The 18,837-nt window shown below is 62.2% G+C and carries 16 protein-coding genes; 13 read left to right on the plus strand and 3 right to left on the minus strand.

Features of this window, described 5'->3' with window-relative positions:
* The first annotated feature begins 104 nt into the window (after positions 1 to 104).
* Both JK202_RS12510 and JK202_RS12515 read left to right on the plus strand, forming a co-directional pair.
* Positions 105 to 899, plus strand: coding sequence for an amino acid ABC transporter ATP-binding protein (locus tag JK202_RS12510; protein WP_408872157.1), 795 nt, complete (start codon positions 105 to 107; stop codon positions 897 to 899).
* Positions 899 to 2,431 (plus strand): ABC transporter substrate-binding protein/permease, encoded by a 1,533-nt coding sequence (locus JK202_RS12515; protein WP_211561546.1) that lies wholly within the window; start codon positions 899 to 901, stop codon positions 2,429 to 2,431. The genes JK202_RS12510 and JK202_RS12515 overlap by 1 nt, the downstream gene beginning before the upstream one ends.
* A gap of 18 nt (positions 2,432 to 2,449) precedes the next feature.
* Here JK202_RS12515 and JK202_RS12520 read toward each other — a convergent pair whose 3' ends face one another.
* The 3 genes from JK202_RS12520 to JK202_RS12530 are packed head-to-tail and all read right to left on the minus strand — an operon-like array spanning position 2,450 to position 5,295.
* Complete coding sequence (locus tag JK202_RS12520; protein WP_211561548.1) at positions 2,450 to 3,394, minus strand: hypothetical protein; 945 nt, start codon at positions 3,392 to 3,394, stop codon at positions 2,450 to 2,452.
* A gap of 3 nt (positions 3,395 to 3,397) precedes the next feature.
* On the minus strand, positions 3,398 to 4,651 hold the full coding sequence (locus tag JK202_RS12525) for an AAA family ATPase (protein ID WP_211561574.1): 1,254 nt from the start codon (positions 4,649 to 4,651) through the stop codon (positions 3,398 to 3,400).
* Positions 4,652 to 4,683: 32 nt separating this feature from the next.
* Positions 4,684 to 5,295 (minus strand): hypothetical protein, encoded by a 612-nt coding sequence (locus JK202_RS12530; protein ID WP_211561549.1) that lies wholly within the window; start codon positions 5,293 to 5,295, stop codon positions 4,684 to 4,686.
* A 216-nt stretch (positions 5,296 to 5,511) separates the two neighbouring features.
* Between JK202_RS12530 and rimP the strand changes: the two genes are divergently transcribed.
* The 11 genes from rimP to JK202_RS16280 all read left to right on the plus strand — a co-directional run bounded on the left by rimP (position 5,512) and on the right by JK202_RS16280 (position 18,717).
* Positions 5,512 to 6,123, plus strand: coding sequence for a ribosome maturation factor RimP (rimP, locus tag JK202_RS12535; protein ID WP_211561551.1), 612 nt, complete (start codon positions 5,512 to 5,514; stop codon positions 6,121 to 6,123).
* Positions 6,124 to 6,157: 34 nt separating this feature from the next.
* Positions 6,158 to 7,711 carry a transcription termination factor NusA gene (gene nusA / locus JK202_RS12540; RefSeq protein WP_211561553.1) on the plus strand — a complete coding sequence of 518 codons (1,554 nt, stop codon included), beginning with the start codon at positions 6,158 to 6,160 and terminating at the stop codon, positions 7,709 to 7,711.
* Positions 7,650 to 8,363 carry an RNA-binding protein gene (locus JK202_RS12545; protein ID WP_283091804.1) on the plus strand — a complete coding sequence of 238 codons (714 nt, stop codon included), beginning with the start codon at positions 7,650 to 7,652 and terminating at the stop codon, positions 8,361 to 8,363. Before nusA ends, JK202_RS12545 begins: the two co-directional genes overlap by 62 nt.
* Complete coding sequence (gene infB, locus JK202_RS12550; RefSeq protein ID WP_211561555.1) at positions 8,360 to 11,131, plus strand: translation initiation factor IF-2; 2,772 nt, start codon at positions 8,360 to 8,362, stop codon at positions 11,129 to 11,131. The genes JK202_RS12545 and infB overlap by 4 nt, the downstream gene beginning before the upstream one ends.
* Positions 11,128 to 11,556: a 30S ribosome-binding factor RbfA gene (gene rbfA, locus JK202_RS12555; RefSeq protein WP_211561557.1), complete on the plus strand. Its 429-nt coding sequence runs from the start codon at positions 11,128 to 11,130 to the stop codon at positions 11,554 to 11,556. Before infB ends, rbfA begins: the two co-directional genes overlap by 4 nt.
* Positions 11,557 to 11,653: 97 nt before the next feature.
* On the plus strand, positions 11,654 to 12,655 hold the full coding sequence (gene truB / locus JK202_RS12560) for a tRNA pseudouridine(55) synthase TruB (protein WP_211561559.1): 1,002 nt from the start codon (positions 11,654 to 11,656) through the stop codon (positions 12,653 to 12,655).
* On the plus strand, positions 12,615 to 12,884 hold the full coding sequence (gene rpsO / locus JK202_RS12565) for a 30S ribosomal protein S15 (RefSeq protein ID WP_011253110.1): 270 nt from the start codon (positions 12,615 to 12,617) through the stop codon (positions 12,882 to 12,884). The genes truB and rpsO overlap by 41 nt, the downstream gene beginning before the upstream one ends.
* 196 nt (positions 12,885 to 13,080) lie before the next feature.
* Positions 13,081 to 15,231, plus strand: coding sequence for a polyribonucleotide nucleotidyltransferase (pnp, locus tag JK202_RS12570; protein WP_211561561.1), 2,151 nt, complete (start codon positions 13,081 to 13,083; stop codon positions 15,229 to 15,231).
* A 65-nt stretch (positions 15,232 to 15,296) separates the two neighbouring features.
* On the plus strand, positions 15,297 to 16,715 hold the full coding sequence (locus JK202_RS12575) for a nitronate monooxygenase family protein (RefSeq protein WP_211561563.1): 1,419 nt from the start codon (positions 15,297 to 15,299) through the stop codon (positions 16,713 to 16,715).
* A gap of 3 nt (positions 16,716 to 16,718) precedes the next feature.
* Entirely contained in the window at positions 16,719 to 18,389 is a 1,671-nt protein-coding gene (locus tag JK202_RS12580; RefSeq protein ID WP_249200049.1) for an FUSC family protein, read from the plus strand.
* On the plus strand, positions 18,355 to 18,717 hold the full coding sequence (locus JK202_RS16280) for a hypothetical protein (protein ID WP_249200050.1): 363 nt from the start codon (positions 18,355 to 18,357) through the stop codon (positions 18,715 to 18,717). The genes JK202_RS12580 and JK202_RS16280 overlap by 35 nt, the downstream gene beginning before the upstream one ends.
* Positions 18,718 to 18,837 lie beyond the last annotated feature (120 nt).

Genomic DNA, 18,837 nt, shown 5'->3' on the forward strand with positions numbered 1-18,837 from the left:
GGGCTCCGGAGGAGCGGAATATGATGATCGTATGAATTGTGCCACGAGCTGTATTAAGGTCTCGATACGCTGGCGCAGGTCCGTTATGAGGGCTGCGCGGTCATGTGATCGTGCGTCTCTTTTTTCGAGGGTTTCCGGAACTGGCTGATCTGGTGCTGCAGGCGAGTGGTATCGCCAAGTCCTTTGGTGGGAACGAGGTTCTGAAGGGCCTGTCGCTCGATGTGGAGCGCGGTGAGCTGATCTCGATGATCGGGCCTTCGGGATGTGGCAAGTCCACGTTCCTGCGCTGCCTCAATTTTCTGGAACATCCGGATGCGGGCTCTGTCCGGATCGAGGACGTGACGGTCGCTTGTACGGGAAAGCACTGGAGCCGCGCCAATGAGGCCGAGGCGCATAAGCTGCGGTCGCATGTTGGCATGGTCTTTCAGGCCTTCAATCTGTTTCCCCATCGCACGGTGCTGGACAACGTCATGATGGCGCCGATCCAGGTCAAGAAAATGTCGCGTGACGAGGCGCAGTCCATTGCGTGCGAACTTCTTGCAAAGGTTGGCCTTGCAGCCGTCAAGGATCGGTATCCCGACAGTCTTTCGGGTGGTCAGAAGCAGCGTGCGGCGATTGCTCGCGCGCTCGCGATGAAGCCGTCCGTGATGCTGTATGACGAGCCGACGTCGGCGCTGGACCCCGAGCTGTCAGAGGAAGTCCTGTCTGTCATGCGGGCGCTGGATGATGATGGCATGACGCAGCTTGTCGTGACGCATGACATGCGTTTCGCGCGTGCGGCCTCGGACCGCGTTCTGTTTGTCGAGGGCGGGGAAATCGTTGAGAGCGGTGATCCGGACCTGATGTTCGCCAACCCCCGGGAGGGACGGACACGCCGGTTCCTGCGGACGCTGCTGTGATGAAGAAAATTCTTGCGCTTGTGCTGGCTCTCGCGGTTAGCCCCGTTTCTGTCGCGCTGGCGGATGCACCGTCTTCTGCGCCGCAGGAACTGCTTTGGGCGTCGGACGGTGAGGCGAACGTGCCTTACGTCTTCCATGACCCGGCTCATGAATCCCGGATGACCGGCTTCGAATACGAACTGGCCGATGCCATCGCGCAGCGTCTGCACCGCAAGGCGACATTTATCCAGAACGACTGGGACGGTCTGATCCCCGGCCTGTCGCGCGGACTGTACGGTATGGTGCTGGACGGCATCGAAATGACGCCGGAGCACAAGGCGGCCGTTCTGTTTTCGCGTCCGTATTATGTGACGAGCGAGCGGATTATCGTTCGGCATGACCAGAACGGTCTGGACACGATGGAGGCTCTTAAGGGCCACACTGTTGGGACGATCAAGGACACGACAGCCGAGCGGATGCTGCGCCGGCAGGGTGGCTCGAACGTGCGGTCCTATGAAGAAGAGACGAATGCGTTCTCTGATCTGCGGAACGGACGACTGGACGCGATCCTGCTCGATGCGCCGATTGCGCTGTATTATGGCAGCATCTCGCCGGACATGAAGCTCGTGGGCGAGCCGATTGGTAGCATGGAATACGGGATCGCGTTTTCGCCGGAAAACCGGGAGTTGCGCGACCAGGTGGATGCGGCGCTCGGCGAAATCATCAAGGACGGGACGCTGCATCGCATTCTGGCACGCTGGAACTTGTGGACGCCGCTGATGGCGAATTATACAGGCGATAACAGCCAGCCGGATATCGCGCCGACCGAATGGGACCATTACCGGCAGGCCATGGCGAACACGACCGGCAGCGGTTGGCATGTTCTGGCGCGGCGTTATGTGAGTTTTCTGCCCCTGATCGGGCAGGCCGCGCTCATGACGCTGGCGGTTTCGGCGCTGGCCATGGTTCTGGCCGTGGCACTGGGGCTTCTGCTCGCGCTGTCCCGGCATTATGGCGGGGCGCCGCTGCGGTTTGTTGCGGGGATCTATGTCGAGGTCGTGCGCGGGACGCCGCTTCTGATTCAGGTGCTGTTCATTTTCTATGGACTGCCAGCTTTTGGCATTCGTCTGTCGCCCTTCATGGCGGGTGTGCTCTCGCTTGGCCTGAACTATGCGGCCTATGAAGCGGAAAACTACCGCGCCGGTTTACTGTCTGTGGCGCGTGGCCAGATGGAAGCGGCGATTGCGCTGAACATGACGCACTGGCAGGCGCTGCGGCTCGTGATCGTGCCGCAGGCGTTCCGGACGGTTGTGCCGGTCATGACCAATGACTTCATTTCGCTGCTCAAGGACAGTTCGCTCGTCTCCGTCATTACGCTGACGGAGCTGAGCCAGACCTATGTGCGGCTGTCTTCCACTTATTACGATTATTTTGGAACGGGGATCATGGTCGGTCTGGCATATCTGCTGCTCGGACTGCCGTTCGTACGGCTGGCACGCATGGCGGAGCGGCGGCTGGGCCGGGGTTTTTCGGCAGGTGCCGGGCACCATTGAATATGGTGCCCGGTCTTTTCAGGCCGGCTGCGGTGCGGACGGGTCGTTGATAAGCGGTGGCACGAGGGTGGCTGTGTCCAGCGTTCCGTCAAATCCCTGACGCAGGGCGCGTGACCAGCCGATCATCCAGCGATCCAGAGAGTCAATGAACTGGGCAGCATCGGGGTTTTTGTGAACCGAGGCCTTGTTCCAGTATTCCGGCGGCGCCAGAAGCTGGCGTGATCCATGTTCGATCGGGGCGACGAGCGTCTCCACCGTTTCGATATGGGCGGTGTTCTTGCCCGCTGCGGCCGCATGATACCAGCCGACATTGATCATCAGGCTCGGGACAGGGAAGCCGAGCGTATGCATCCGTGAAAATGCGGCCGTAATGAATGGATCCGTGCTGACGCTCTGGTTTTCGAGAACAGCGTTGCTGGTGTAGCTGCATTCCTGCGACACGCCCGGTTTGTCTGAAATATGGGCGGCGTAGTCGCGGTCATCATGGCATGGCGTTTCGAGCTGCTCCGCGAGATCTGCCGGGACGGGCTGCTGCGTGGCACGGACGACAATCACGCCGGAAACGACGCCGCGATCGGTGCGGGCCAGGATCTGCTGGGACAGTTCACCATGTGCGCCGCTGCGGGCCGTCAGGATCGGATGCCAGTCTCCGGCCGGAAGCGGAAGCGTGCGCCCCGCGATCGTGATGCTTCCATGCTGGGTGATGCCGGGATCAGGAACGCCGATCTGGTCTCCGAGACCGGGCGCTCCGCCGGGCTGGGCGGCCTGTTGCGCACCCGGCTGAGAGTCGCCCGAGCCCGCATTAGAGGGCATGGCACCCGGCAGATGTCCCGGAAGCCACGGCATGGCCTTTTTGAGCGCCGGGGTGGGATAGAAGGCGGCCATACCGAGCGCGCCAACCGTTACGATCACGCTCGTGCGCCAGAGCGGCGCGCGTCGCCAGAGCCGTCCGAATGCCGTCATGGATCAGTGGCTCACCCGGCCGAGCTGGGCTTCGGCATCGTTGGCGATTTCCGTGATGACGGTGCCGTTCTCCTGCGTGACGAGGCGGACGCGCTTGGCGCCCTGCTGGCGCGCGACGATCAGGCTTTCGCTGACCATGTCCTCGATGGAGCGGACAAGATCGCGTGCGCTGGCGCCGCTACCGAGGTTCTTCTGTTTCATCATGACCTGGAACAGGACCCCGGCGTCGATACCGCCGGTTTCCACATGCAGACCATAGCCTTCGATCATGGCCTCGATTTCCAGTGCGGCGACACGGGCGAGATCCAGTCCACGCAGGGCGCGGAAAATGAAAATCCGGTCCAGACGGTTGAGGACTTCGGGGGCGAAGCCGGATTTGAGAAGCGCCTCGACCGACTCGGCACGCATTTTCTCAGGCTCGTTGACGAGGCGGTCGGCAATTTCGGTCAGGGCTTCGGTGGCGACGTTCGATGTCAGCATGAAGATCGCACGCGTGGTCGAGACCTGCTCTCCTGTGGAGGCCTCCGTGACGTGACCGTCGTTCCAGGCGGTGAGGAATTTCTTGAAGACGTCCGGATGGGCCTTCTCGATCTCGTCGAGCAGGACCACGGCGTCGGGCTTGTCCTTGAGGCCACCGGTCAGCTTGCCGAATGTGTCAGAGCCAACATAGCCCTTGGGCGAGCCGAAAAGCTGGGTGGCGGCATGGGCGCTGGACATCTGCGTCATGTCAAAATTCAGCAGGGGGCGTTCCATCTGCTTGGCCATCTGCTTGGCAAGATAGGTTTTTCCAGTACCCGGCGGCCCTGCGAGCAGGAAAATGCCCACGGGCTTGCCACGGACCTGAAGCGCCAGGCGGCGGCGCATCTGCTGGGCGATGTCCTCGCAGACCTGGTCCTGTCCGATGACGCGGGCACGCAGGGATGCGGCCAGTTCGTCGGCGTCGAGGACGGTTTCGCGCTGTTCGCGGGCCATGAGCTCTTCAAGGGCTCCGCGGTTCGTCAGACGGCTGAGAACATCCATGATGAGACCTTTCCTGCGGCGCAGTCCGCGACGCGCCAGTTTTTCGGCTGATGTTTCATACGCCAGCCCCGTGACTGCCAGAAGGGCGCTGATGCCTGCCAGCGGAAGATAGAAACGCCGTCCCCATTCGATGGCGGCCCACAGCCCGTTCAGCGACAGGTGTAGCATGACCGCGACCTGAATGACCGCCAGAATAAGGAAGGCGGCCATCATCAGCGGCATGGCCCGGTTGAGCATGGGAACGAGAGACTTGAACACCGGGCTGTTCCTTACTGGACGATCACGTTGAGCAGGACGCGCTGGTCGAGCGTCGTCAGGGCGGGCAGGGCTTCAGGGCCAAGTGCTGTCAGGGCGCCGACGATCAGGGCCGGGGCATGTGGCATGCTGACAGGAGCAATGAGGATCTGTCCGGCTTCGACAATGGGAATGACCAGATGCTGGAACTTGCCCGTCAGGACAATACGCTGTGTCAGGCCCGAGACCGTCACGTCAATGCTCTGGCCGACTGCGCCCGACGCATCCAGAACCGGCATTTCCACAAGGCGCATCTTACCGTCTTTTACGGCGGCCAGAATGCGCGCACGGTCGGCAGGACTGAAGCCGCTTTTTGCGAGGGCGGCCGGTGCTTTCGCAGGAGGAAGCATGGAGAGCTGGACCGCGGCTGTCTGGGCAGCAGGGACAGCCGGAGTGCTCTGGGACGGTGGGGCAACAGCGGGCGCTGGCGGCGTGGTCGTATTATGAGTGTAGAAGAAAGCGCCAGCTCCGACGGTCAGGGCCGCGATCAGGCCACCTCCGCCCCACAGCGCCCGGCTCCGGGACGCGGGTTCGGAAAGCAGCGGCTGCGGGCGCGGTTCGGGACGGGGCTCGGGCTGGGACGTCATTTCAGAACCATCTCACTCCCGACGGCGTCCGAAGACAAGGGCTTTCGAGGCATCGGAATGTAAACAAATCTTTCGACTCGCCTAATGGATAAGCGCTTCAGGAACAAAGGGATTTGCGTTCCTCTTGCGTCTTGAGAGGAGGTGACTTACATAAGGCACATTCCATTCATCTTCCGCTCATTTGGGGGGTGGCCCTGACGGGCCGCCTTTTTTGTCTTGTCTCAGCAGAACGCCTCTTCCGATATCGAACTGCCCCATCTCACGGGGCTGGAAGCCCGCATTGCGGAGCGGATCGCACCGACGCTGGCCGATCTGGGCTATGAGCTCGTGCGTCTTTCCGTGCTGGGACGCGATACCCCGACGATCCAGATCATGGCGGACCGTGCGAACGGTTCCCTGATCTCGGTGGAAGACTGCGAACAGATCAGTCATGCTGCCGGCGCCATTCTGGACGTTGACGATCCGATCCCCGGTGCGTGGATGCTGGAAGTGTCGTCCTCGGGGATCGACCGTCCGCTGACGCGTGCCAAGGACTGGGAGCGATTCGCCGGTCATCTGGCGAAGGCCGAGCTGGACGTTCCTCTGAATGGCCGCCGCCGCTTTTCGGGCACCGTTATGGGGGCACGGGACGGTAATGCCATCATCCGTCTGGATGACGGGACTGAAGCCGTTCTGCCGCTGGTGGATATTCGCAAGGCCCGTCTGGTCCTGACCGATGCGCTGATCGAGGCGAGTGCGGCCCTTGCAGGCCTTAATCCTGAAGGGGAAGATGGCGAAGAAACGCGCCAGGCGCCCAAACTGAATCCGAAGAAGCCGGGGAAGAAGTGATGACCCGTCTCATGCTGGCTGGAGGTCCGATCTGATGGACACGTCTGTTACACGTCCCGAACTGCTGCTGGTTGCCGATGCAGTATCCCGCGAGAAGAACATCGACCGCGAGGAAGTGCTGGAAGCCATGGAGCAGGCCATCCAGAAGGCTGGCCGCGCGAAGTACGGGCATGAAAAGGACATCCGTGCGACGATCGACCGCAAGAGCGGCGAAGTCCGTCTGAGCCGCTGGACCGAAGCCGTCGAGCAGGTCGAGAACGAGGATACGCAGATCCCGCTGCACATCGCCCGGAAGTTCCAGCCGGAAATCCAGGCTGGTGAGCATCTGGTCGATCCGCTGCCGCCGATCGATTTCGGACGTATCGCAGCACAGACGGCCAAGCAGGTCATCGTGCAGCGTGTTCGTGAGTACGAGCGCAAGCGCCAGTACAACGAGTTCAAGGACCGCGTGGGCGAGATCGTCAACGGCACCGTCAAGCGGACCGAGTACGGCAATCTCATGGTCGAGATCGGCCATACGGAAGCCCTACTGCGTCGTGACGAGCTGATTCCCCGCGAATCCTTCCGCAATTCCGACCGCGTCCGCGCCTACATCTATGATGTGCGTGACGAGCCGCGCGGCCCGCAGATCTTCCTGTCACGCACGCATCCGGCCTTCCTGGCCAAGCTGTTTGCGCAGGAAGTTCCGGAAATCTACGACGGTATCATCGAGATCAAGGCCGTGTCCCGTGATCCGGGATCGCGCGCCAAGATGGCTGTGATTTCCCGCGATGCGGCGATCGACCCGGTCGGTGCCTGCGTTGGTATGCGTGGCTCCCGCGTTCAGGCCGTCGTGGCCGAACTGCAGGGTGAAAAGATCGACATCATTCCCTGGAGCCCGCAGGCCGCGACATTCGTCGTCAATGCGCTGGCGCCCGCTGAAGTCAGCAAGGTGGTGATGGATGAGGAAGCGGGTCGCGTTGAAGTCGTGGTGCCGGATGAGCAGCTTTCGCTGGCCATCGGTCGCCGTGGGCAGAACGTGCGTCTCGCCAGCCAGCTGACGCGCTGGGACATCGACATCCTGACGGAGGCCGAGGAATCGGAGCGTCGTCAGGAAGAGTTCCGCAAGCGCTCCTCGCAGTTCGTGGATGCGCTGGACGTTGATGACGTGATTGCAGGTCTGCTGGTAACGGAAGGCTTCCACACGATCGAGGAACTGGCCTATACCGACCCGGTCGAGCTGAACGATATCGAAGGTTTTGACGAGAGCGTGGCTGAAGAGCTCATGCATCGCGCCAATGATTATCTGGCCAGCAAGGAACAGGCCCTGGATGACCAGCGCAAGGCGCTGGGTGTCACGGACGATGTGGCCGAGCTGGGGACCTTTACGAACCAGATGCTGGTGACGCTGGGTGAGAAGGGCGTGAAGACGCTCGATGATCTGGCGGATCTGGCCGGTGACGAACTGGTGGAAATCCTCGGTGAGGATGCCATCGACGAAGACGCAGCCAACGAGATCATCATGGCGGCGCGTGCGCACTGGTTCGATGGTGAAGAAGCCGACTCGGCAAAGCCCGAAAACGGTGACGGGGAGTCGACCGACGTCTGATATTTCTGATACTGATAATGGTCCCGTTCGTGGTGCTCTAGGGCGTCGCGGCTCGGAGCGGCGATGCATCGTTACGCGAGAGCAGAAGCCGCCTGAAGGCATGATCCGTTTTGTGGTCAGCCCGGATAACCGGGTTGTGCCCGACCTCGCCGGAAAGCTTCCGGGTCGGGGAATGTGGTTGAGTGCCAGCCGGGATGTGTTAGATAGCGCCCGCACACGACAGGCTTTCGCTAGAGCGGCAAAAGCCCAGGTGATCGTACCGGAAGGCCTTGCCGATCTCATCGGGGCCGCTCTGGTGCAGCGGATGCTGGACGCAGTCAGCCTGGCCCGGAGAGCGGGTCAGACGGTCTGCGGGTTTCAGAAGTGCCGGGAGTGGCTTACCTCCGGCAGGGTAGGGGTGGTGATCCGTTCGGAAAGTGCAAGTCCGGACGAATTCTCCAGACTGGTGTCGGGCCGGCGTTCTCTGCCGGTTGTGACAGTTCCCGACCGGGTCCTGGAATCGGCGTTCAGCCGGGACCGGGCGGTCTATGCGGTGATGGCGCCTGGTGCGCTGGCACAGCGCCTGATCGCCGAACATGAGAGATTTTCGGGAGTGGCAGGACGTCCGCTCCCAGACCCCGCTGGGGTCAGTAAGGAACAGGCGGAACTATGAGCGACGGCAACGAGCGCAACCAGGACGGAAACAACACCCCATCACAGGGCGGCGAACAGACCAAAAGCAGCCGGCTGTCGCTTCGCCCTGCTGGGCGTCCGGAGGTCGGGCGTACTGTGGATGCTGGCTCCGTGCGTCAGAGCTTCAGCCATGGCCGTTCCAAGGTCGTGCAGGTTGAAGTGCGCAAGCCCAAGCGCAATGCGGCTGGCCCGGGTGCCGGTGCGGCGGCCCGTGGTGGTCGTGGTGCGGGTGGTCGTGCCCTGACGGCAGCCGAACTGGCTGCCCGCCAGCGCGCCCTTGAGGGGCAGCGCAAGGCTGCGGCCGATGAGGCCGCGCGGCGCGAGGAAGAAAAGATCCAGATCATGTCTGCCGCCGAAGCTGCGCGTCGCGCCGCTGAGGAAGAGCGTCTGATCACCGAGCAGAAGGCTGCGGAAATCGCTGCCCTGCAGGAAAGCGAGCAGCAGGCGGCCCGTGAGCAGGCTGCTGCTGAAGCTGCGGCGCGTGCTGCGGAACAGGCTGCCGCCGAGGCTGCAGCCCGTGAGGCCGAGGAAGCTGCGAGAGCGGCTCCGCTCGACCCGCGCAATCACTCGACCGGCGGTGTGCAGCTTGCTGCTCCGGTCCAGCGTCTGCGTCCTCTGGCTGAGCGTGCCATCATGCCGCCGCGTCCGGTTCAGCCGTCGCGTCCGGCAGCATCGGCGTCCGCACCTGCCCGTAACAACGAAACCCTTCATCTGCGTTCCGGTGCGGCTGCCGCTGCTGGTGGCGAAGAAGAACGTCGCCCCGCACCGCGCCGCAGTGGTCCGGGTGCTCCGCCTGCACCGCCGCGTCGTCAGGCTGCACCGTCCCGCAAGGCTGCCGGTGGCAGTGACCGCCGTTCGGGCCGCATCGACGTCCGCGCTGCGATCGAAGGTGATGACGACAAGACGCGTTCGCTGGCTTCGGTCCGTCGTCAGCGTGACCGTGAGCGCCGTCAGGCCGAACTGGAGCGTCTGCGTTCCGATCAGGTCCGCGTCGTTCGTGACGTCATCGTGCCGGAAACCATCACGGTTGCCGAACTGGCCAACCGTATGGCGTCCCGTCAGGGTGAAGTCATCAAGGCTCTCATGAAGATGGGCGTCATGGCGACGGCTGCTCAGAGCATCGATGGCGACACGGCTGAGCTGGTGGTCGAGGAATTCGGTCATCGCATCAAGCGCGTTTCCGAGAGCGATGTCGAAATCGGCATCGAAGGCGTGGAAGACAGCGCCGGCGATCTGCAGCCGCGTGCTCCGGTCGTAACGGTCATGGGCCATGTCGATCACGGCAAGACCTCTCTGCTCGACGCGCTGCGCACCACGGATGTGGCTGCAAGCGAAGCGGGCGGAATCACGCAGCATATCGGTGCGTATCAGATCACTGCACCTTCGGGACGGAAGATCACCTTCATCGATACGCCGGGTCATGAGGCCTTCACCTCGATGCGTGCCCGCGGTGCGTCGGTGACCGATATCGTGATCCTGGTTGTGGCGGCTGATGACGGCGTGATGCCGCAGACGATCGAAGCCATTAAGCATGCCAAGGCTGCCAATGCTCCGATCATCGTGGCCATCAACAAGATCGACAAGCCGGGCGCCAATCCTGCCCGTGTCCGTCAGGAACTTCTGAGCCACGAGATCGTGGTCGAGGAAATGGGTGGCGACACCCAGGACGTCGAGGTTTCGGCCCTCAAGCGGACCGGACTGGACAAGCTTGAAGAGTGCATCCTGCTCCAGTCGGAAATGCTGGATCTGCGCGCCAATCCGGACCGTGTTGCCGAAGGTGTGGTGATCGAAAGCCGTCTGGATCGTGGACGTGGCCCCGTGGCCTCCGTTCTCGTCCAGAAGGGTACTCTGCGCCGGGGCGACATCCTGGTGGCCGGTTCCGAATGGGGCCGTGTCCGCGCCGTGCTCGATGACCGTGGTCGTCAGCTCAAGGATGCCGGCCCGTCCATGCCCGTCGAGGTCCTTGGCCTGACAGGTGTGCCGGGTGCAGGTGAGCCGTTCGTTGTTGTTGAAACCGATGCCCGGGCCCGCGAAATCAGCGAGTTCCGTCAGCGGAAGATCAAGGACAAGGAAGCCGCCTCTCAGGTTGCTGCCCGTGGAACGCTTGACCAGATGCTGGCGCGTATCCAGGCCGGTGTGCAGAAGGAAGTTGCCCTTCTCATCAAGGCCGACGTGCAGGGTTCTGCGGAAGCGATTTCCACGACAGTTCAGAAGCTGGCCCATGAGGAAGTTGCTGTCCGCGTTCTGAACGCCACTGTTGGTCAGATCACGGAAAGTGACATCCAGCTTGCCAAGGCTTCGAATGCCATCATTGTGGCCTTCAATGTCCGTGCAACATCTCAGGCGCGTGAACTGGCCCAGCGTGAGGGTGTGGACATCCGCTATTACTCGATCATCTACCAGGTGGCGGATGACGTGGAGCAGCTGGTCAAGGGCAAGGTTGCACCGAAGCACCGCGAGAAGTTCCTGGGCTATGCCGAGATCCGTCAGGTCTTCAACATCACCAAGACCGGCAAGGTCGCGGGTTGCTACGTCACCGAAGGCCTCGTCAAGCGCGGCTGTGGCGTGCGTCTGCTGCGTGACAACGTTGTCATCCACGAGGGCGATCTGAGCCAGCTCAAGCGCTTCAAGGACGACGTCAAGGAAGTGGCTCGTGGTTACGAGTGTGGCCTGTCGTTTGCGGGTTACAACGACCTCCGCGAAGGCGACATGGTCGAGTGCTATGAAATGGAAGTGATCCCGGCTTGAGTTCGCGTTCGAGACATGACCTGAAAGGCCCTGCCGGCGTTACGGCCCAGGGGCCCAGCACCCGCCAGCTCCGGGTGGCCGAAGAGGTCCGCCGTGTTCTGGCGGAGCTGTTCGCCCGGACAGAGTTCCGTGACCCGGAGCTTCTGGACGTGCGGATTACGGTAACGGAAGTCCGTATTGCTCCGGATTTCAGGCATGCCACGGCCTTCGTGACACGTCTGGGACGGAGCGATGTGGAAGTTCTTTTGCCGGCTCTGAAGCGGGTGGCGCCTTTCCTGAGGACGGGGCTTTCCAAGTCCCTGAATCTCCGGACAGTTCCGGAAATTCATTTCCAGCCCGATACGGCTCTGGATAACGCCATGGAACTCGATGAGATCATGCGATCTCCGGAAGTCCGGCGGGATCTGGAAAAGGACCCGGAGTAACTTACGAAAACGCCCCTCACTTCCGGTGAGGGGCGTTTTTTTGCATTCCGGGCCCGTGCTGGTCTATCAGCGGCCTTCACAAGCAAGGACGGGATGTATGGGCAGGAAACGTGGACGCGATATCGACGGGTGGCTGATTCTGGACAAGCCGCTGGGTCCGACTTCCACGGATATGGTCAACAAGCTGCGATGGGCGTTTGATGCGAAGAAGGCCGGTCACGGCGGAACGCTTGATCCGCTGGCCTCAGGTGTGCTGCCGATTGCCTTTGGCAAGGCGACGCGGACCATTCCCTACATCATGGATGCGACAAAGCGTTATCGCTTCACCCTGACATTCGGTGAAAGCCGGACGACAGATGATCTTGAAGGCGAGGTTCTGGCGACATCTTCGAACCGCCCGACTGACGACCAGATCCTTGCCGTCCTGCCTGCGCTGACAGGAAATGTCATGCAGGTGCCCCCCGTGTTTTCGGCGCTTCGGGTCGGGGGGGAGCGGGCCTATGACATGGCGCGTGCCGGCCGTCCGCCGGAGCTTCCGCCCCGTCCGGCACGGATCGATTCGATAACGCTTGTGGAACGTCCGGATGCGGATACGGCCGTCTTTGACGTGCAGTCGGGCAAGGGGGTCTATATGCGCTCGCTCGCGCGGGACATTGCGCTTGCCTGCGGAACGGTCGGGCATATTTCAGTGCTCCGGCGGACCAAGTGCGGGCCGTTCGATCTGAGCCACGCCCTGACGATCGATCAGATATCACTGGACAAATCGACTCAAACTGTGGACAACGCCGATGCTCTTCCGGCTCCTCTGCTGGATGCGGCGACCGCGCTGGTCGACATCCCGGCGCTGGCCGTCACCGATGCGGAGGGAAGGATGCTTGTCTGGGGGCAGTCGATAGACCCTTCGGACCTCGTGCATCCTCTGCCGGCATCGTCGCAGGGGGAAGACCACCTGTGGCGCGCGATGATCGGAGAGCACGTGCTGGGTCTGTGTCATGTCCGTCATGGGCGGCTCAGGGCAGCGCGGATGCTGGAAAACCACGAGTTTTTTGGAGAACACGATGTCGATTACCGCAGAACGCCGCACGGCACTGATTTCTGAGTACAAGCAGAGCGAGACAGATACGGGTTCGCCGGAAGTCCAGGTTGCAATCCTGTCCGAGCGTATCGTCAACCTGACCGAGCACCTGAAGACCCACAAGAAGGACTTCCACTCCCGTCGTGGTCTTCTGATGATGGTCGGTCAGCGTCGTAGCCTGCTGGACTATCTCAAGCGCAAGGACCAGGCCCGTTACCAGAGCCTGATCGAGCGTCTCGGCCTGCGTCGCTGAGCTGATCTGTCCGGGAGCCTGCTCCCGGACACCCCCGCCATCGCCTGTCCGGCGGTGCGGGTGCGCGACCGGCGTTTCAGGCCACATGGTGTCATGCCGGGGACTTCCCGCCATCACCGCCATGCCGTCCGAAACGCTGCTCCGCCACCTGCCGGACGCCCGGGGATGGTTTCATCCTTAATTTGGGAAAACATGCATGTTTGATTATTTCCGCAAGGAAATCGAATGGGCCGGACGCCCCCTGATCCTGGAGACCGGCAAGGTCGCACGCCAGGCAGACGGCGCCGTCATGATCACATACGGCGACACGGTTGTGCTCTGCACCGCCGTTGGCGCCAAGAGCGTCAAGCCGGGACAGGACTTCTTCCCGCTGACGGTCAACTACCAGGAAAAGGCTTACGCCGCCGGCAAGATCCCGGGTGGGTTCTTCAAGCGTGAAGGCCGTCCGTCCGAAGCTGAAGTCCTGAACGCACGTCTGATCGATCGTCCGATCCGTCCGCTGTTCCCGGAGAACTTCCGCAACGAAGTCCAGATCACCGCAACGGTTCTGAGCTACGACAACGAGAACGATCCGGCTCTCGTGGCCCTGATTGGTTGCTCGGCTGCTCTTACGATGTCCGGCATTCCGTTCTTTGGACCGGTCGCCTGCGCCCGTATCGGCCGCATCGACGGCAAGCTGGTTGTGAACCCGGTTCATGACGAGCTCAAGGACAGCACGCTCGACCTGATGGTCGCCGGTACGTCCGAGGGCGTGCTGATGGTTGAATCCGAAGCCAGCGAGCTTTCGGAAGAGACGATGCTTGAAGCCGTCACACTGGGACACACGTCCTTCCAGCCGGTCATCGATGCCATCATCGCGCTGGCCGAGCACGCTGCGAAGGCACCGTGGGATCTGCCGTCGCTGACGAAGGAAGAAATCGCCCTTCGCAAGCGTGTCGAGAAGGTCGGCAACAAGCTGATGGCGGACGCTTACAAGGAGCGTCAGAAGCAGGCCCGTTACAAGAAAGTCGCGGAAGCCAAGGACCGGATCAACGAGATCCTGACCGAGGAAGGTCTGGACCTCGATCTGGCCAAGCCGATGCTCAAGGAGCTTGAGGCACAGGTCGTTCGCGGTTCGATCCTCAAGACGGGCATCCGTATCGATGGCCGTGACCTGAAGACGGTTCGCCCGATCCTGGCCGAAGTCGGCATCCTGCCGCGCGCCCATGGGTCGTCCCTGTTCACGCGTGGCGAGACGCAGGCCCTCGTGGTCGCAACGCTCGGCACGGGTCAGGACGAGCAGATCATTGACGCGCTGGAAGGGGAATACCGTTCCAACTTCCTGCTGCACTACAACTTCCCTCCGTATTCGGTTGGTGAGTGTGGTCGCATGGGTTCCCCGGGCCGTCGTGAAATCGGTCACGGCAAGCTCGCATGGCGCGCAATCCATCCGCTGCTGCCGACCAAGGAAGCCTTCCCGTACACGATGCGTGTGGTTTCCGAGATCACGGAAAGCAACGGTTCGTCTTCCATGGCCACCGTCTGCGGCTCTTCGCTCGCGCTGATGGATGCCGGCGTTCCGCTGCCGCGTCCGGTTGCCGGTATTGCCATGGGCCTGATCAAGGAAGACCGTGGCTACGCCGTGCTGTCCGACATCCTGGGTGATGAAGATCATCTCGGCGACATGGACTTCAAGGTTGCTGGTACGGCTGACGGCGTGACCGCGCTTCAGATGGACATCAAGATCACGTCCATCACGCCGGAAATCATGAAGATCGCCCTGGAGCAGGCCCGTGAAGGCCGTATCCATATCCTCGGCGAAATGTCCAAGGCGCTGACGGAAGGTCGTTCGGATGTTTCGGGCAATGCTCCGAAGATCACGACGATTTCCGTGCCCAAGGAAAAGATCCGCGATGTGATTGGTTCCGGCGGCAAGGTGATCCGCGAGATCGTCGAGTATTCGGGTGCGAAGGTTGATATCGGTGACGATGGCACCGTGACGATTGCCGCTTCGAACGACGAGCAGGCCCAGAAGGCCATCTCCCGCATCGAAGGCATTGTTGCCGAGCCGGAAATTGGCCGCATCTATGACGGCAAGGTCGTGAAGGCTGCAGATTTCGGTGCGTTCGTGAACTTCCTTGGCCCGCGTGATGGTCTGGTTCACATCTCTGAACTGGCTGAAGGCCGCGTTGCGAAGACGTCCGATGTCGTCAAGCAGGGTGATGCCGTGAAGGTCAAGGTCATCGGTTTTGATGACCGTGGCAAGGTCAAGCTCTCCATGAGGGTTGTCGATCAGGCCACGGGCGCCGATATTACGGAGAGCGTGGGGGCCAAGCCTGGCCGTCCGCCCCGTCGCGACGCCGAATGAGTGTTGGGGCGGGGCTCGCAAGGCCCCGCCCTTTTTTTTCTGAGTTTCGGAGACAGCCAGTCCCCATGAAATCTATTGATACCCTCCGTTTTGGTGGTCAGGATGTGCTGCCTCTGATCGAAGGGGGCAAAGGTGTTTCCGTCTCCACGGGCGTCTCGGCCGGACACTGGGCCGCCGCCGGCGGGATCGGGACCATCTCTGCCGTCAATGCGGACAGCTATGATCAGGACGGAAATCCCGTTCCGCAGATCTATCACGGCCGCACGCGTCGTGAGCGTCAGCTGGAACTGATCCGCTACGCGATCGATGGTGGTATTGCCCAGGCAAAAATCGCCCATGACATTTCGGGTGGCAGGGGCCGTATCAACGTCAATATCCTGTGGGAGATGGGCGGCGCCGAAGAGGTCATTACCGGGATCCTCGAAGGGGCTCCGGGACTGGTGCATGGCGTGACATGTGGTGCGGGCATGCCGTATCGGCTGTCCGACATCGCGGTGCGCTTTGGCATTCCGTATTACCCGATCGTCTCTTCGGGACGCGCGTTCAATGCCCTGTGGCGCCGTGCTTATGGCAAGGCTCCTGAACTGCTGGGTGGCGTAGTTTATGAAGATCCGTGGCGTGCGGGTGGTCATAATGGCCTGTCCAACACGGAAAATCCGCTGTCTCCGGAAGATCCCTTACCCCGCGTTCTCGAACTGCGCCGTGTCATGCGCAATTATGGTCTGGGTGAAACGCCGATCATCATGGCGGGTGGCGTGTGGCATCTTGAGGACTGGCAGGACTGGATTGGCAACCCGGAACTGGGGCCGATCGCGTTCCAGTTCGGGACCCGTCCGCTGCTGACGCAGGAAAGCCCGATCCCGAATGCCTGGAAGCGCCGTCTTCTGACGCTGAAGAAGGGAGACGTGTATCTCAACCGCTTCTCCCCGACCGGGTTCTATTCCTCGGCCGTCAAGAACAGCTTCCTCAAGGACCTGCGTGAGCGCTCAGAGCGCCAGGTGCCTTACAGTCAGGAAGCTGGGGACGGATACGAAGCGTCCTATGGCGTCGGTGCCCGCAAGCGCGAGGTTTTCGTCCCGGCGGCCGATCGTCCGCGCATTGCGGAATGGGAAGCCGCTGGCTTCACGGAAGCGCTGCGCACGCCGGATGACACACTGGTTTTCGTAACACCGGAAAGTTCTCGCGAGATCCTTGCAGACCAGACGGCCTGCATGGGCTGCCTGTCGCAGTGCCGGTTCTCCAACTGGATGCAGCGCGAGCCGTACACCAACGGCCAGAAGGCGGACCCACGGTCCTTCTGCATCCAGAAGACGCTCCAGACCATTTCCCACATTGCGCCCGGAGCGGATGAGGATGCGATCGTGGATCATAACCTCATGTTTGGCGGCACGAATGCGTGGCGTTTCGGGACAGACCCGTTCTATGCGAACGGTTTTGTCCCGACGGTCGGCCAGCTCGTGGAGCGTATCCTGACCGGTCGCTGAGACATGGTCCGTGATCCGCTCTCCTCTGGTCCGTCGCCCCGGCCTGCCCTGAACCGGGGCAGGCCGTTCGACTTTCTGACGCAGTTTCTGCTGCGGCATTCGGTTCCCGTCAGTCCGGAGCAGATCGCTCCGGCTGAGGGAAGCCGCGCTGCGGTCGCCACGGTCGTGGCGCTTCTTCCCGCAATTTACGAACATCAGGCCGTGCTGGCCTGGGCCGGGTTTGCCGCGTTCTGGAGCTGCCTGATCGAGCCCGGCGGGACCGCGCGCGAACAGCTTCGCATCCTTGGAATTTTTACCGTCGGTGGCGCAATCCTTGGGGGCGTGACGTCTCTCATCGCGGTTTACCCGCTCTGGGGCGTGCTGCCCTGGCTTGTTGTGACGGGGCTGATGGTGGGCATGGCCCGGGCGTTGCGGCCCTCCATGGCGCTGCTCTGTGCCCTTCTGGGGTGTGTCATGCTGGCGGGGACGGGCTTCCCAGCTCATGATCTTCAGGGCGCACTCGTTATTGCAGGGGCCTTTGGGGGCGGGGGCCTGTGGGCCATTATCCTGTGCCTCGTGATCTGGCCGCTGCATCCTTACGCCGCCGCCCGGCGGGCCGTGGGTGGCTGTTACCGGCTTATTTCGGTGATGGCGGGCGAGATTGCTGCGGGCCGGCTACAGGAAACCGTTCACCGGCAGAATGTGCGCACGGCAATCGAGCGCGCACGTGGGCTGGCGCTTCAGATCGATGCCGGTCATGCGAGTTATGGCATGCGCGGGCGTCTGATCGCCTCTCTTGCCGGGGCAGAGCGTCTGTTTACGGCCATGCTGGCTGTCGAGCATCTTGGCGAAACGCGCGGTCTGGATTTCGAGGCGCGGGGCACGCTGGCGGCATTTTCGGCGCTTTGCCAGCATGCCAGCGACGCCGCCCTCGAACCTGCACCGGATCTTGGGCATCTGGCGGCTGAAGGACTGGCTCTGGCGGGGAGTATTCCTGCGACGGCTGGTCCGGTCGGGGAACTGGTGGCGACCAGTGCGCGGACGCTGGGAACGCTGGCCGAGGGGCTCGCGCAGAAGGAGCGCCTGCCGTTTGATACGGAATTGCCCCGGCATGTGGCGCGGCTGACCCCGGCAATCTGGCAGCACGCGCTGCGCCTCGTGGTTGGTCTTCTGGCGACTTACATGACAAGTCTGTGGCTGGGGCTGGATTACGGCTTCTGGGCTCTGGTGGCGCTGCTGCTGGTCGTCCAGCCATCAGGGCAGACGACGCTGGTGCGGGCGCTCGAGCGTGTGCTTGGGACTGTGGGCGGCGGCGTGCTGGCGCTGTTGCTGACGCCGTTCCTGCCGGGTTCGGCCCAGATGCTGGCAGCCGTGGCGGTCTTCGTGATCGGGGCGATCGCCATGCGGGCGGTCAACTACACGATGCTCGTTGTGTTCATCAGCGCGCAGTTTATCGTCGTGACGGAAATGCTCATGCCGTCGCAGGGCGTGGCCTGGATGCGGATGCTCGACAATACGCTTGGCAGCGTGATCGGACTGCTCTGTGCCTTTACGGTCTGTCCGCAACGCCGGGGGCAGGATCTGGATGGACTGTTGCAGACGGCCGTTGTGGGTAATCTGCGCTATCTGGCGGCGGTNTCTGAAACGGGAAGAGCCTGTCATGACGGACCGGATCCAGCGTCAGGCCGGGATTGATACGACGCGGGCAGAGTTTGCCCGTGGTTCTCTGCCGGTTCTGGGAGGGGTCTCTGCGGTTGGAGAGCGCGCAACGCAGACCCATGCCCTGTTGCGGGCGCTTCGTCGTTTGAGTGGTGAGGCGACGCTGCTGCGTTTCGACATCTCTGCAGGATTGTGTGCGGGGGATGCGCAGGCCGGTGAGCGCTGGAGCGCCACGGCCGCGTCGCTTGAAGCCGGTGGGTCGCTCTCAGAGATTGCTCTGAAGCTTCAGAATGGGGAGATCATGGCCGAAATCGCCGCTCTGGAACGCGCAGGGCGTGGAGCGGACAGCGTGGCAAGCAGATAATTCTGCCGCTGAAGTTGAATGACCGATCCAGGAGGCCGGGGACAGGAAACCGTCCCCGGCTTTTTTTATATCTGGGCCAGGGTGCGGCCGTTAATGATGTCCGCCACCGCCGTGACCACC

Origin of the sequence: Gluconobacter sp. Dm-62 (assembly GCF_018256155.1) — a bacterium.
Taxonomy (GTDB): Bacteria; Pseudomonadota; Alphaproteobacteria; order Acetobacterales; family Acetobacteraceae; genus Gluconobacter.

Coding starts and splice junctions, on each gene's coding strand:
- JK202_RS12515 (WP_211561546.1), top strand. CDS start 899: ATGAAGAAAATTCTTGCGCTTGTGCTGGCTCTCGCGGTTAGCCCCGTT.
- JK202_RS12520 (WP_211561548.1), bottom strand. CDS start 3,394: ATGACGGCATTCGGACGGCTCTGGCGACGCGCGCCGCTCTGGCGCACG.
- JK202_RS12525 (WP_211561574.1), bottom strand. CDS start 4,651: ATGCTCAACCGGGCCATGCCGCTGATGATGGCCGCCTTCCTTATTCTG.
- JK202_RS12530 (WP_211561549.1), bottom strand. CDS start 5,295: ATGACGTCCCAGCCCGAGCCCCGTCCCGAACCGCGCCCGCAGCCGCTG.
- nusA (WP_211561553.1), top strand. CDS start 6,158: ATGGACACGTCTGTTACACGTCCCGAACTGCTGCTGGTTGCCGATGCA.
- JK202_RS12545 (WP_283091804.1), top strand. CDS start 7,650: ATGGTGAAGAAGCCGACTCGGCAAAGCCCGAAAACGGTGACGGGGAGT.
- infB (WP_211561555.1), top strand. CDS start 8,360: ATGAGCGACGGCAACGAGCGCAACCAGGACGGAAACAACACCCCATCA.
- truB (WP_211561559.1), top strand. CDS start 11,654: ATGGGCAGGAAACGTGGACGCGATATCGACGGGTGGCTGATTCTGGAC.
- rpsO (WP_011253110.1), top strand. CDS start 12,615: ATGTCGATTACCGCAGAACGCCGCACGGCACTGATTTCTGAGTACAAG.
- pnp (WP_211561561.1), top strand. CDS start 13,081: ATGTTTGATTATTTCCGCAAGGAAATCGAATGGGCCGGACGCCCCCTG.
- JK202_RS12575 (WP_211561563.1), top strand. CDS start 15,297: ATGAAATCTATTGATACCCTCCGTTTTGGTGGTCAGGATGTGCTGCCT.
- JK202_RS16280 (WP_249200050.1), top strand. CDS start 18,355: ATGACGGACCGGATCCAGCGTCAGGCCGGGATTGATACGACGCGGGCA.